The following is a 13,809-nucleotide window of genomic DNA, read 5'->3' on the forward strand; positions in this document are numbered from 1 at the left end:
TCAAAACACTGAGTTACTCTAGTAGCCCAAAAGTAAATTTAGGTATTTTTCTCTGTAAACAACACCATGAGCATCTATTTCTCTTTGTCGCAACTCTGCACAATTCTTAAGACAAATTTAATCGCTCTTAGTTCTAATGTTGCGGATGACTCTGTAGTCGGTATTACTACAGACAGTAGAAATGTCAAACCTGGAGAAATATTTATTGCCTTGGTAGGAGAAAACTTCGATGGTCATAATTTTGTCGAGTCAGCAGTATCTCAAGGCGCGATCGCCGTAGTTGTTTCTCAATCTCAAATCTCCTCAGACATCCCGCAATTTGTTGTTCAAGATACCCTTAAAGCCTACCAGCAAATAGCTCAGTGGTGGCGCGATCGCTTTGAGATTCCTGTAATTGGCATCACGGGTTCAGTGGGAAAAACTAGTACTAAAGAATTAGTCAGTGCCGTTTTAAGTACCCAGGGAAAAGTATTAAAAACTGAAGCAAACTTTAATAACGAAATTGGTGTACCTAAAACCCTTTTGCAAATTACCCCAGAACATAACTATGCCGTAATTGAAATGGCAATGCGAGGCGAAGGAGAAATCGCTTTATTAACAGATATTGCCCGTCCGACTATTGGCATCATAACTAACGTGGGAACGGCTCATATTGGTCGCTTAGGCTCAAGAGAGGCGATCGCCAGAGCTAAATGTGAACTCTTGGCACAAATGCCTGATTCTAGTGTCGCTATTTTAAATTACGATAATTCTTTATTAATCGAAACTGCTGGGATTTGGCAAGGAAAAACTATCACCTATGGTTTTACGGGGGGAGATATTTCAGGGGAAATAATTAATTTGGCTACTCTAAGGGTATTTGACAAAGATTTACCTTTACCCTTACCAGGAAAACATAACGCCAGTAACTATCTTGCTGCGATCGCTGTTGCTCAAGTTTTAAATATCGATCTGACACCTTTAATAGCAGAGTTAAAAGTAGAATTACCTCAAGGGCGATCGCGTCGCTATGATTTACCCAATGATCTAGTTGTTCTCGATGAAACCTACAACGCGGGTTTAGAGTCGATGCTGGCTGCGCTACAGATGCTCAAACAAACCCCAGGCAAACGCCACATTGCTGTCTTAGGCACAATGAAAGAATTAGGAGAACATTCCCCTCAGCTACACCGTCAGGTAGGGAAAAAGGCACAGGAATTAAACTTAGATCTGCTGCTGATATTAGCTGATGAAGCTGCAACTCAAGAAATTGCTAGGGGTGCAGAGAAAATAACTACAGAATGCTTTAGCGATCGCGCTAGCTTGACTCGTAAATTAAAAGAAATGATGCGTTCAGGCGATCGTATTTTATGTAAAGCTTCTAATTCAGTCGGTTTAAACAAAGTTGTAGATGAGTTAATTTCTGACAATGAAAGAGTAGCTAAACAATTAGAAATTACAGAATCGATTATAAGTGAAGATCGTAACGTATTGAAAAAGCTGGCAGAATAGACGATCGCAATCTTATTTTGTGGTTGAGCTTTAACAGGCGATCGCGCTTTTATTTTGTTCGACATTTTGAGAATAAAATAGACAAAAAAAAAGGGATGAAGTTTAATCATCCCTCCTCATTAAATTTGTAAAAGCTGAAGGCTGATAGCCAATTACATTACTTGTTCTACTTCAACAATTTCAGGAATTTTCTCTCTTAGACGGCGTTCGATACCCATTTTGAGGGTCATTGCCGAACTAGGACAAGAACCGCAAGCACCCTGTAGTCTTAATTTCACAATAGGTCCTTCGATTTCGGCTAATTCGACGTTACCGCCGTCAGCCATAAGATAAGGACGTAGTTCGTCTAAGACGGTTTCTACGTTATCTTGAGTTAATGCTAATGACATAGTTTACTCAGTTGATTTATTTGTATTATTATTATTCGATCCTAGCGCGATCTTACACCCCTTGGGGCGATTCGCTAATTGCCTTTGCTACCTAACTGTTGCGGGTTCTAATAATTTGGTTTGCGAGAAGGTAAACTCAGTAATAATTTTATCGTTGTCTGGATCAATAGATTCAATGACCTGATGTTTAGGAACATAGTAGTTACCTAGCTTTTCGTAGCTTTCGTTAAATTCTCGTTTAGCCTTTAAATTATCAGTTTTGGAGTCGCGGAAAATTGCATTATAACCAGTAGAAATATAGCCTTCTCCAGTGTCCAAACTTTCGTTAGTGTTAATCACAAAAGCCATTGGTCCCATGACACGGCTAACCTGAGAAATTTCTGTACCGCGAATTTTGTAGTTAGACCCCATAGAGTCGCCCTTAACCAAAATTTCTACTGCACCAGAAGCATCTTCTTCTCCTAGAGTGAAAGTACTTTTACCGTGAGCATTTTCAAAGGTATTGCGCTTACGGTGGGTAACCACATCTCTCATGTGGTTGTAAACGCTTTCAGATACCTTCTCGTCTTCGATACCAGTAACTTCTACAGACAAATCGCTATTGACTTTAATATCGGCTGTATATACTTCATCACCTTGTTTTAGTTCTAGCTTGGTACTATAGCCAGGAAAATTACTATCCCAGGTGTAACGGTTTTCGTAAGCTGCGCGAAAGCGATCGCGTGCGGTATTATCTGACATAATTTACTATTTTAACTTTTATTACTCTTCGTGATCTAGTTTAAGAAAATTTGCCCCCAATTCACAGTAAGCACCCGAAGAAATTTCAATTAACTAAAAATTGCTGAATTAGTATTGCTCAAAACATAGATTTGGCTGGCGATCGGCTAACTTAAAAGAGAAGGCATTTTAGGGGAAGCCAAATGCAGTTTAATACATCCAGCTTTAATTTAAATAGTCCTGAATCCTGGTTTATTTTACTGATATATATTGGATTTTGGGTATACAGTTGTTATTCTCTAGTAATTTTTCTAATTCATACGCATAAACAAAATAGTCTAATAGAAGATCTCGAAGCGGAAGAAAATCCTTGAAAGATTTTTTGTAAACATCTTAGTTAGTCCCAAAGTATTAACATCTCTCCGTAGTGCCTTTAACCTGATTGGGCTTTAGCGTCACCCAACAAAATAATTTATTTTCGCTATAGTCGAGATAAATTCCCTGAAGATCTTAAATTTCAGGCAACGAGCGATCGCAATTTGTTTCAAGGCAAATATGTAATATGTAATTCGTCATCCCTATGAAGGAGAGCTTACCTGTGATGTTGGCAAGGAATACCGACAGTCAGTCAAAAAAAGGCAAGAGCGTGAAGCTAAGTCTCTTGCTAGCTTAACAGGCTGGAAAATTAAAGAAATCCGCGATCGCATTAAGTTTGTCGAAGCTAAACCCTTTACATGGTGGGAAGATCTTTGGAATCGTTAAAGGTATTTGTAATTGAAAGTTTGGAATCGTTAATGTTATTGTTTTTAGCTATCAGCTTTTAGCTCTTAGCTCTTAGCTTTTAAGAAATATACTCTGTGGGAATTAGAATGTGTCTGAGGCGATTTAAATTAGGGAGTCTTGCAACTACTGATAAATGTTAAATGCAAAGTGGAAGATTTTATCGGCATCAGATATACCCCAGGAATTTATTGAAGGGGTGGCAAAGATTACGGGCAGAAATTCTCAGTATGTCGCGCAATTGCTGTGGCAAAGAGGAATCCAAGACTTAGATCACTTAGCAGGATTTCTCGATCCTGCTCAATATCAGCCTAGTAGTCCTAGTGCTTTTGGCTTAGAAATGGATTGGGCTACAGAACGTTTACAGCAGGCTGGCGATCGCTCCCAAAAGGTGACAATCTGGGGGGATTTTGATGCGGATGGTATTACTTCTACTAGCGTTTTATGGGATGGACTAGGACAGTTTTTTCCGCAACATTTGCAGCTTGATTACTATATTCCCAATCGTATTACCGAGTCCCACGGTTTAAATAATTCTGGCATAGCTAGACTAGCAGAGGCGGGGACAAAGTTAATTGTTACCTGCGACACGGGGAGTACAAATTTAGCAGAGATTGAATATGCGACGGATTTAGGTATTGATATCATCGTCACCGATCATCATACTTTGCCTGAAGCTCGTCCCGAAGTAACAGCAATTATCAATCCTCGTTATTTAGAAACCGATCACCCTTTATATAATCTTTCTGGGGTAGCAGTGGCATACAAACTGGTTGAAGCTTTATATACAGCTTTGCCCGATGTCCCCCAGCAGCCGTTAGAGAATTTATTAGATCTAGTTGCCATTGGTTTAATTGCCGACTTAGTGGAGTTGAAGGGAGACTGTCGCTATTTGGCACAGGTGGGAATCCAACAGCTACAAAAACAGGTCAAAGCCGAGACTATGACTCGTCCAGGAGTGGCTAAATTACTTGATTTATGCCGTCGAAATGGCGATCGCCCTACGGATATTTCTTTTGGCTTAGGGCCAAGAATTAATGCTGTTAGCCGTATTCATGGTGATGCTAGTTTTTGTGTGGAACTACTTACCAGTCGTGATGCTCAAAAATGCAGCCAGCTAGCCGAAGAAGCAGAGTTGGCTAATACTCGGCGTAAATCTTTGCAGAAAGACACCATTAAACAGGTTATTAAAAAGTTAGAGCAGCTAGATTTATCTACCACGTCAGTTATTGTCCTCGAAGATCCTCAGTGGCAGGGTGGAGTCTTAGGTTTGGCTGCGGGACAAATTGCCCAAGAATATGGTCGTCCCACGGTTTTGCTAAGTAGCGATAGCAACATGGTAGGGGCGAATGATAAAGAAATAATGGCAAGAGGATCGGCAAGATCTGTCAACGGTATCGATCTATATAAATTAGTTAAGTCCCAGTCCGATTTACTCCATCGTTTTGGGGGACATCCTTTTGCCGCAGGATTAAGTCTGCCCTTAGCTAATCTAAATTTGTTTAAGCAAGGAATCAACCAGCAACTACGACAACAAGTTGACGTTACAGTCATGATGCCCCAAATTGAGGCTGATTTGGTAGTTACGGTGGCGGATTTGGGAGAAGATTTATTTAATGAATTAAGACAGCTTGAACCCTATGGAATGGGTAATCCTATTCCCAAGTTATTAATTAAAAACTGCTGGTTTAAAAATGCCTGGAATAAAAATATCAAAGACAGACGCGGGCAACAGGTTCAATATATTAGGACTACTTTTAATATTTGGGATGATTCAACTGATCGGGGGTTTCCTGGTCTTTGGTGGGGACATTATAAGGATGAAATACCCGTTACGGGAAAGTGTGAAGCGATCGCCGAATTAGATTTCAATACCTACAGCAAACAGTATGAAATTAGACTAGTTGCAGTCCGTTTGATGTCAGAAAGTTCTTTAGGCAATTCTACTTTTGAACCAGCATTTTCGGTAATAGATTGTCGTTTTGCGCCTCAAGAATTAGACAGTTTGGAAATACCCTTATCTCAGGTAAGCATCTTGCAGCAATGTCCTAATAACTGGGGTGATATTCGCTCCTCATACCATCAGGCACTAAATTGCGATCGCTCTCTTGTCCTGGCATATACATCCGAGCGATCGCCAGATGCTATAGAAGTTTGGCAGCAGTTAGTGGGAGTTGCTAAATATTTAAGCCGTACTCAAAAACAGGTGACTAAAGCTCAAATACAAGCAAAATTAAACTTAAGCAATTATAGTTTTAATCTAGGATTGCAGGCTCTTAAGACGTTAGGTTTTCAATGCCAAATAAAAGATAATTTATATCAGTTTGCCTTTGAAGAAAATCTTGATGCCAACCTGAATAATCAAATAGACACTTTTTTGTCAACCATCAAAGAAGAAAATTTTCAACGTCAATACTTTTACAAAGTCCCCTTGCCGACAATTAATAGACAACTGTCACTAATGTAAGGGCGATATTCGAGAAGGCTTCGCCAACGCTAATCGCCCCTACATTAATTGTCACTATGGCGATAGACTTCTTCAGCAACTCTTTTTAGCCTTCTTAACTGTGCCTGCATATCTTTTTTGGTTAGGTTGACTGCAAAATTGTTAAATCCCCAGCTAACCATCGGGTTAGGAATAGCAAATTCAAAACGATTTAAGAGAAATGTACCATCTTTAGTGGGTTGACATTCCCAGCGATCGCGTCCTTTAAAAAAGCCGTCAAATTCCCAGACAATTAGACCTGGTTCTCTTTGAATCACAACGCTTCTAAGACTTGGCTGGAGTAGAGGAATTTTGAGCGTAAAACGACTCAGGCTGCCTACAGTCGTACTCCAAATGCCAATTGGTTCACACTTTAGCATTGGATTTAGCCAACGATGCATTAATTTTAAGTCCGTTATGCATTCTTCAGTGATTACCGAACTGGCTTTGATTTTAATAGATTGTTCAAAAATTTGAGCAGATGGCATAGATTTGAGCAAAAATACGAATATGAATCAGATAAAAAATGTGGGTGCTGTATATTTAACCTTCTCTTTATTTTTAAATAATCAGCCAGTTTTTTGGAAAATGCGACACTATGAAATATTTTGATTTTGGGAAAAGTATAAAAATATTAAGTTTAAACTCAGTAATTTGGCTTAAAAAGAGCTAAGAACATTAATTTTTTAAACATCTGGGATTTAATTTGGGATAATTATTGCAGAAAAATATACTTACTTGTGAAAATAACAAGACATCTGTATTGATTCCCGCTACTATTTATGGCGAGAATAACCAACGCTCACAGTAGGCTCAGTCCGTTTATGTCGGACGCGGCAGAGTAATCTGTGACTAGATAGAATTAAAACTAAACAAACATGACACAAATACTTAGTAATATTTCGTCACTAGATCCTTTGCTTTTGGCTCAGGCTCAGGCTCAGGCAAATCCTATACAGCAACTTCAAGGTCAACTAGGAGTTGATATCTGGAGCTTTGTTAAAGCTCTTCTCATCTTAATTATTGGCTGGATTATAGCCATCATTGTCAAAGGAGTTGTTAAAAAGATACTTAACAGCACCGATATAGACAATCGAATTGCTGCTGCTGTTGTTGGACAAAGAGGCGCACAGTCTTTTCCGATTGAAAGCTGGATTGCCAACCTATGTTTCTGGCTAATAATGCTATTTGTCATTATAGCTGCTTTAAATACGCTAAATTTGCAGGCGGTATCTGGGCCTTTAAATACGCTCTTAGACCAAATAACAGGCTTTATTCCCAAAATCATTGGGGCGGCCTTTTTACTGGGTATTGCCTGGGTAGTAGCAACTATTGTCAAAACAATAGTAACTAGAGGATTGGGCGCGTTAAATATAGAGCAGCGTTTAGGCTTAGATTCGTCCGACACTGGCGATTTTTCCTTAACCGATACTTTAGGTAATGCCCTATATTGGCTGATTTTTCTGCTGTTTCTTCCTGCAATACTTAATGCTTTGCAGCTAAACGGAACTCTTCAGCCAGTCCAATCAATGCTCAATGAGATTTTGGCACTATTACCAAATATTTTGGGTGCAATTATTATTGCAGCCGTATTTTGGTTTGTGGCAACTATTGTTAAACGCATTGTTTCCAACTTATTAGCTGCTACTGGCGTAGATAACATCGGTCGTAAAGTCGGGCTAGGGCGTACTACAGGAAGCCAGTCTCTATCTTCAATTATTGGCACAATAGTTTTTGTACTGATTTTAATTCCAGGTATTATTGCTGCATTACAACAGTTACAGATTAGTGCTATTTCCGATCCAGCAACCGAGATGCTGAATCAAGTCTTGGACTTAGTTCCAAAACTATTTGCAGCAGCAATAGTTCTGGCTATCTTCTACTTTGTAGGGAAGTTTGTATCTGAGTTTGTTAGCAATATTTTGACTAATGTTGGTTTTAACAATTTGTTCCAGTGGTTGGGAATATCATCTACTACTGCTGGTAGTGACTTTCCTCCTCCAGGGTCACAACCTTTAAATAGACCAGCAGAATTAGGTTTGGCTAGCGAGCAACCTACTAGAATTCAAACTGAATCTAGTGTAAGTTCCAAAACACCTTCGGAGTTAGTTGGCTTGATTTGTTTAGTGGCAATCATGCTAGTTGCTACCCTGACAGCCGTAAATATTTTGGGAATCCCTGCTTTAGAAGATGTCTTCCGCGTTATTTTAGCGATCGCAGGTCAAGTCTTGATTGGGGTAGTTGTCTTTGCTATTGGTCTGTACTTAGCAAATTTCGCTTACAAACTGATTATAGCTTCAGGAACTACTCAATCACGTTTGCTAGCGCAATCTGCTCGTGTGGCGATTATCACTCTTGTAGGCGCGATGGCGTTAAACCGTATGGGAATTGCTCCTAATATTGTTAATCTGGCATTTGGCTTGATTCTAGGGGGAATTGCTGTGGCGATCGCTCTAGCATTTGGTTTAGGTGGTCGAGAAGTGGCACGAGAAGAACTAAAATCTTGGGTTAGTTCTTTTAAGGGTCGATAACTTAGCGTTGAATTTATATTCAACGACCTAATTTAAGTTTTATCATGGCTTTCAGTATTAAACTACTGGGAGCTTTTCAATTAATATGAATTCCAAAAAAGAATGACACGAATCAGGTGACGGGGTGACGGGGTGACGGGGTGACGGGGCGACGCGGTGAGTCCATTCCTGCGGACGGGTTTCCCTCCACAGGGAACTGGCGAACCCTTTAGAGGGTCGCACCGCAAGTCCCCAGGTCTATAAATTAATCATACGTAGCAAACATTTGAGTGTTTCATATAAGATTCATAAGTGCTGTCTGTATTTTGCCCAATGGTAAGATATGTAAATTTTCTACATTGAGATGGTTATACTGCTTTTCTTCCTTGGTAATTAACAATAGCAAAAGCGGAATTTTAAATCCTTGGAGATATTCTACTAACTTCTTTCTCTCTTCATCCCAATCAATAAAAATACAAATACAGCCACTCAGCATTGATATTCGCTCTATTAGGCCAGCAGTTAAATAAGCAAAAGTTTTATCCTGACAAGCCGTAACCCCCGCTAAAATCTCCAGCATTTGTTCGCTATTGCCCAAACCCCTACCGCTCGTAAAGCAATAGGATTCTATGCCCACAAACATTAGATCCAACAATGATTCTTGGGTATGGAGATCCCAGGCAAAAGATGCTGCTACAGAAATGGCTTCTTCGAGGATTTCGCTTTGGCTTTGGGATTGGAAAGTATCTAGCACCAGGGCATGACGCACAAAATACTCGCTTTTTTCTTCCTTAACTACTGGTTTGCCTGTTTTTGCCCAGCTTTGCCAATGAATTTTGCGGAGAGGATCGCCTGGGCGATAATCTCGCAAAGAGACAAACTCTTCTGAATCGCCTACAGAAGAAGCCAAACTAACGCTACCAGATTGGGACATTCTTGCTCCTGGCAAATTAATTCTTGGTAGCTGATATCTTTGGGGTAAAACTAACAGTGATTGGGGCAAGCTGATAGTTTTTATGGCATTAAACAAGTTAAACGGATCGGGGCGTAAAATTGTGATTCGGCTAAGTCGAACGACTCCTCGATGAGTTGGCGTAATTTCGCCCCGAATTTTGGTTTCGCTATCAGGCTTGAGGATAGGTAAATCGATCGCCTTGGCTTCGGCTTTTCTTTGGCGAGCGATCGCTTTTAAACAACGAATATAGATATAGGTCAAGGAATTAATTCTGCCTTTTTTGGTAGAAGATTTTACTATTTGCTTAAATTCGCCTAAACTTAATTTAGGATGGGCAATCTCTTCAATAAATTTTAATCCCGCCTGTATCTTCTTAGTTTTGTTAGTAATAACTAGAGGATAAGAAAGCTTAACGCCAACTGTGGCAAACCTGGGTAATGTGCGCGTTGCCCTAAATTGAAAACGGAAATAAAAGCTAAAGGCGATCGCAATTATTAAAACCGCCAACAAAAAAGCCAAAACCTGATATGCCATAGTCTGTTTGGTATCCAGACCAATAATTGCAGCAGCCAGCAAGCAAACTAGCATAGCTAACCCACCAGTAGTAAAACGTCTAACTAACCACTGCTGTATCCCATAGCTAAAGCAAAACAGGCGATAGAGAAGTTTCATTTACATTAGGGTATGGAAAACAAAGCACTATCTTGGCATAGTTCAGAAATCACAGGTCACAGGTCACAGGTCACAGGTCACAGGTCAGGTCAGATTGAGCTTTATTCCTTATCCCTTTAAAATTGATTTTTCTAATGCAGAGCGAAGATCTTGAGTTAGATCTTCAACTGCTTGGCGACGATTAGATTTATATTGTTCCCAGTATTGATCGATAAAAAGTGCGGGCATAGCCGTCATCTGGACAGTTTTTTTACCAAGATAGGGCGTTTTACCTTCAGATTCTCCCTTAAGTCGGGCTACCATTTTCCATAAAAGTAAAATAGTGTCGGCAAATCTTTCTACAGTTCGCTTTTCAGCTACATAGTGTCCCGTGACGCTGACAAAATTTTCGACTAAGCGCATATGCCACAAGCGCAACTCTGCTTCTGAGGCGATCAGATCCGCTAAACCTTTGACTGCGGGGGCAAGATTGTCTAATGCCGATAGATCGTCGCGATAAATACGATTCCATCCTGCCTGTTCTACCCGCCGACAGCGATCGCTTATACTGCCATTTGGCTTAACTCCCAAAGACTGTTCGGCTACTTTCAAAGCAGCATCTAATAAAGCCTGAAGGCGACTGGGCAAATCTTGATTTTCAGCAACTAGCTGCTGATGATAAAACTTACTATAAAATTCTTCCATCAAAGCTAAGAGATATTCTGCTAGAGTATAAAGTCTTTGATAAAGAATATCTTCTTGGCTAGCTGTAGGAGCAACACCGTTTACTAGTCCCATGCTGGCTGGAGTGATCTTCTGCAAGCCACTATCGACTTCGAGTTGAGCCAGCAACCGATCTAAATATTGCCAGGGTGCAGTTTGATAAAAATATCTGATGCCTAAAGGAGCGATCGCCACATTTTCAGGACGATTAGCCTTGAGCAAATCTTCTTGACACCAAAAGCCAAACTGAGCAATACCAGGCTCTAAGGAACTGATCAATTCATTATGACCGTTAGTTGCGCCTTCTGGTGCAGCAGCCATAGGCAGCTTGCCATTCACAAATAAATCTCGCACCGAACGTAAACCAACCCGATCCAATGCACCCCTGCGAATGGGAGTCCCGCCTAATTTAGAGATGCCCCAGCCTACTTTTTTACCTGCCCAAAGAGGAATACCGCGATCGTAAATGAAGTGAGCGTGTACGGGAGCTTTTAAATTTACTCCTTGTTGGCTAGCTATTTGGGGTAACTGATTCCATAACAACTGAGCAATACAGGGAGGATCGGTAACAGCAGGATGACGAAATGCCAGCATAAACCGAGTTTTTCCCTGCTGAAACTGACTAAATAAATTAATCAATTCTGTGGCATTATCAATCTTGACGCTAACAATATCAAGGTTGTAGCGTAACCAAAATGGTGATATTATCTTTCCCGCTTTCCATACTAAAGGATTGTAGTCTGGGGGAACAAACTTTAGGGAGGGTTGAGCTTGAGTCATTTCATTAATCATTTACAATTTATCATTGACTTGGAAATAGACTCAAATCCAAAACAATGTCTAATAAAAGGTCATTACTATTAAAGCTCAAATTTCTTTTACTGTTTTGTCCAGTACTGTAACTATCTATGCTGCGTCGTATTTTTTTATTCCAGATCTTATTAGGCTGGCTCATCGTCGTCATCAAAAAAGGTCTAGAAGCGATGCAGCCGCTCATGAAGGAAAGCCCCAAGACCGCGCTGCATAAAGAAGTAATCGCCAAGCCAGCTTTAACTGCTCCTTTATTTGCCCATGCAGAGCCAATTAATTTGTATGTTGCCCTCAACGGTAATGATTCTTGGACAGGAAGACTTGAAACAGCTAACCAATTTAATAACGATGGTCCATTAGCAACTATAAAAAAAGCAAAAACAGTAGTTAGAGAATTAAAATTACAGCATAGCGATCGCCCGATTAAAATCAGCTTGCGAGGCGGGACTTATTTTTTATCTGCTCCCATAGTATTTGAGCCAGAAGATTCAGGCAGTATTAATCAGCTAATTACCTATAGGTCTTACCCAAAAGAGCTAGCAACTATCAGTGGCGGGAAATTAATTACTGGTTGGCAAAAAGAAACTGTTAACAAGATTGAAATGTGGACTGTCAAGCTACCTCAAGACACTGAGACTAAATGGCAATTTCAGCATCTGTGGGTGAATGGCAAAAGGCGATCGCGATCGCGCTATCCTAATCAAGGGTACTTAAAGGTTAAAACAGTAGACCTTAAACCAGGACAAACTTGGTCACAAGGAAACTCCAGTTTTGAATATTACCAAGGAAATTTACCTGATACTAACGCTGCTGCTTTTAAAGGCGCGGAATTGATAGTCATGACTCGTTGGGTAGAGTCTCGTTTGCCTGTTGTTAAAATAGATCCCACTCAACGTCAGATTTATTTTAGTAAAAACAGCGTCTTTCAACTTGCCCCTGGAGATTTATATTACCTAGAAAATTCTCTAAAGTGGTTGAATACTCCTGGGGAATGGTATTTAGATCGCCTACAGGCTAAACTCTACTATTTGCCATTATCAGAAGAAGGGATCGATACCGTCGAAATTATTGCGCCTATTCTTGACTCTCTCTTAATTTTCCCAGGTAATGCAGCCGAAAATAGATATATTCAGCATTTAAAATTTGAACAATTAGCTTTTTCTCATACAGACTGGCAATTACCTGCTTACATATCTGGTTACAATCAAAATGCCTGGGAAGTGCCAGGTGCAGTTAAAGCGATCGCCATACGTAACTGTACCTGGAATAATTGTACTTTCTCTCATTTGGGCAATTATGCTTTGGAGTTAGGCAAAGACTGCCAATACAGCCGAATCTCCTGTTGCTCCTTGTTTGATTTGGGTGCTGGAGGAATCAAAATTGGAGATAAACACTCTAATAACTTTGATCTAAATACTGCCGAGGTAACACATCACAATCAAATTATTAATAATCATCTATCTGCTGGCGGAAAATTTTTTCACAGTGCAGCAGCCATTGCAGTGTGGAAAAGCCATCATAACCTTATAGCTGGCAATCATATCCACGACTACTATTACACTGGCATTGCAGTTATGGGTGATTGGAGTTTTCAACCAACTCAAAGCTATCAAAACCTAGTTATAGACAATAACATTCACCACATCGGCAAGTTGAGCAATGGTGATGGACCAATCATGAGCGATATGGGTGGTATCTATATATTAGGCTGCCAAGAAGGAACTAAAATTTGCCATAACCAAATTCACGATATCAATGCCTTACGCTATGGTGGCTGGGGAATTTATCTGGATGAAGGTAGTTCTTATATAGTGGCAGAATATAATCTAGTCTATAGCACTAGCCACAGCGGTTTTGCTCAACACTACGGCAAAGAAAATTTAATTCGTCATAATATCTTTGCCTTTGGAAAAGAATCTCAAATTCATCGCCATCGACAAGATCTGCAAACTGCTCGTGAGCAAAACTTTATCAGCTTTAGGTTTGAAAATAATATTGTCTATTGGCAATCGGGTCAACTGTTTACTGGTTTAGACAAAGACTATCAATCTCATGCGATTTTTCAGCGTAATATCTATTGGCAAACAGATAAATCTTCTTTCTTATTTGGTAATTTAACTTGGCAACAATGGCAAAAAAGCGATCGCTATTCTTTAATTATAGATCCCTTATTTGTTGCACCCCAGGAAGATAACTTTAAACTACAACCCAACTCTCCTGCTTATAAAATTCTTCCTGCTGCATCACTTGCAGAATTAGAAAAATAATTGCATCTCTAACTCATTTCAAATCAAC

The 13,809-nt window shown here is 39.9% G+C and carries 9 protein-coding genes; 4 read left to right on the forward strand and 5 right to left on the reverse strand.

The features are described from left to right. Positions 1–66 precede the first annotated feature (66 nt). Complete coding sequence (locus SLP02_RS05630; protein ID WP_319419672.1) at positions 67–1,491, forward strand: UDP-N-acetylmuramoyl-tripeptide--D-alanyl-D-alanine ligase; 1,425 nt, start codon at positions 67–69, stop codon at positions 1,489–1,491. A gap of 152 nt (positions 1,492–1,643) precedes the next feature. Here the strand turns inward: SLP02_RS05630 and SLP02_RS05635 are convergent, their stop codons facing one another. Together SLP02_RS05635 and SLP02_RS05640 are read right to left on the reverse strand one after the other, a co-directional pair. Continuing rightward, complete coding sequence (locus SLP02_RS05635) at positions 1,644–1,880, reverse strand: NifU family protein (protein ID WP_319419673.1); 237 nt, start codon at positions 1,878–1,880, stop codon at positions 1,644–1,646. An 87-nt stretch (positions 1,881–1,967) separates the two neighbouring features. After that, positions 1,968–2,621 carry a DUF3386 domain-containing protein gene (locus tag SLP02_RS05640; RefSeq protein ID WP_319419674.1) on the reverse strand — a complete coding sequence of 218 codons (654 nt, stop codon included), beginning with the start codon at positions 2,619–2,621 and terminating at the stop codon, positions 1,968–1,970. Between the two features lie 895 nt (positions 2,622–3,516). On the opposite strand from SLP02_RS05640, the gene recJ reads away from it, so the two are divergent. Beyond that, positions 3,517–5,847, forward strand: a complete 2,331-nt coding sequence (gene recJ / locus SLP02_RS05645) for a single-stranded-DNA-specific exonuclease RecJ (protein ID WP_319419675.1) — start codon at positions 3,517–3,519, stop codon at positions 5,845–5,847. A gap of 44 nt (positions 5,848–5,891) precedes the next feature. Here recJ and SLP02_RS05650 read toward each other — a convergent pair whose 3' ends face one another. Next, positions 5,892–6,353, reverse strand: coding sequence for an SRPBCC family protein (locus SLP02_RS05650; RefSeq protein WP_319419676.1), 462 nt, complete (start codon positions 6,351–6,353; stop codon positions 5,892–5,894). A 390-nt stretch (positions 6,354–6,743) separates the two neighbouring features. Here SLP02_RS05650 and SLP02_RS05655 point away from each other — a divergent pair, with 390 nt between their 5' ends. Further along, positions 6,744–8,396, forward strand: coding sequence for a mechanosensitive ion channel (locus tag SLP02_RS05655; protein ID WP_319419677.1), 1,653 nt, complete (start codon positions 6,744–6,746; stop codon positions 8,394–8,396). Between the two features lie 274 nt (positions 8,397–8,670). Here SLP02_RS05655 and SLP02_RS05660 read toward each other — a convergent pair whose 3' ends face one another. Continuing rightward, the gene (locus SLP02_RS05660) at positions 8,671–10,002 is read right to left on the reverse strand and encodes a DUF58 domain-containing protein (RefSeq protein WP_319419678.1); all 1,332 of its coding nucleotides are present in this window, start codon (positions 10,000–10,002) and stop codon (positions 8,671–8,673) included. A gap of 108 nt (positions 10,003–10,110) precedes the next feature. Next, positions 10,111–11,496 carry a lysophospholipid acyltransferase family protein gene (locus SLP02_RS05665; protein WP_319419679.1) on the reverse strand — a complete coding sequence of 462 codons (1,386 nt, stop codon included), beginning with the start codon at positions 11,494–11,496 and terminating at the stop codon, positions 10,111–10,113. Between the two features lie 116 nt (positions 11,497–11,612). Between SLP02_RS05665 and SLP02_RS05670 the strand changes: the two genes are divergently transcribed. Then, entirely contained in the window at positions 11,613–13,781 is a 2,169-nt protein-coding gene (locus tag SLP02_RS05670) for a right-handed parallel beta-helix repeat-containing protein (protein WP_319419680.1), read from the forward strand. Positions 13,782–13,809 lie beyond the last annotated feature (28 nt).

The organism is Pleurocapsa sp. FMAR1, assembly GCF_963665995.1.
Lineage (GTDB): Bacteria > Cyanobacteriota > Cyanobacteriia > Cyanobacteriales > Xenococcaceae > Waterburya.

Excerpts from the sequence above, each read along its gene's own strand:
- SLP02_RS05630 (WP_319419672.1), top strand. The coding sequence starts at position 67 with ATGAGCATCTATTTCTCTTTGTCGCAACTCTGCACAATTCTTAAGACA.
- SLP02_RS05650 (WP_319419676.1), bottom strand. The coding sequence starts at position 6,353 with ATGCCATCTGCTCAAATTTTTGAACAATCTATTAAAATCAAAGCCAGT.
- SLP02_RS05635 (WP_319419673.1), bottom strand. The coding sequence starts at position 1,880 with ATGTCATTAGCATTAACTCAAGATAACGTAGAAACCGTCTTAGACGAA.
- SLP02_RS05655 (WP_319419677.1), top strand. The coding sequence starts at position 6,744 with ATGACACAAATACTTAGTAATATTTCGTCACTAGATCCTTTGCTTTTG.
- recJ (WP_319419675.1), top strand. The coding sequence starts at position 3,517 with ATGTTAAATGCAAAGTGGAAGATTTTATCGGCATCAGATATACCCCAG.
- SLP02_RS05640 (WP_319419674.1), bottom strand. The coding sequence starts at position 2,621 with ATGTCAGATAATACCGCACGCGATCGCTTTCGCGCAGCTTACGAAAAC.
- SLP02_RS05660 (WP_319419678.1), bottom strand. The coding sequence starts at position 10,002 with ATGAAACTTCTCTATCGCCTGTTTTGCTTTAGCTATGGGATACAGCAG.
- SLP02_RS05665 (WP_319419679.1), bottom strand. The coding sequence starts at position 11,496 with ATGATTAATGAAATGACTCAAGCTCAACCCTCCCTAAAGTTTGTTCCC.
- SLP02_RS05670 (WP_319419680.1), top strand. The coding sequence starts at position 11,613 with ATGCTGCGTCGTATTTTTTTATTCCAGATCTTATTAGGCTGGCTCATC.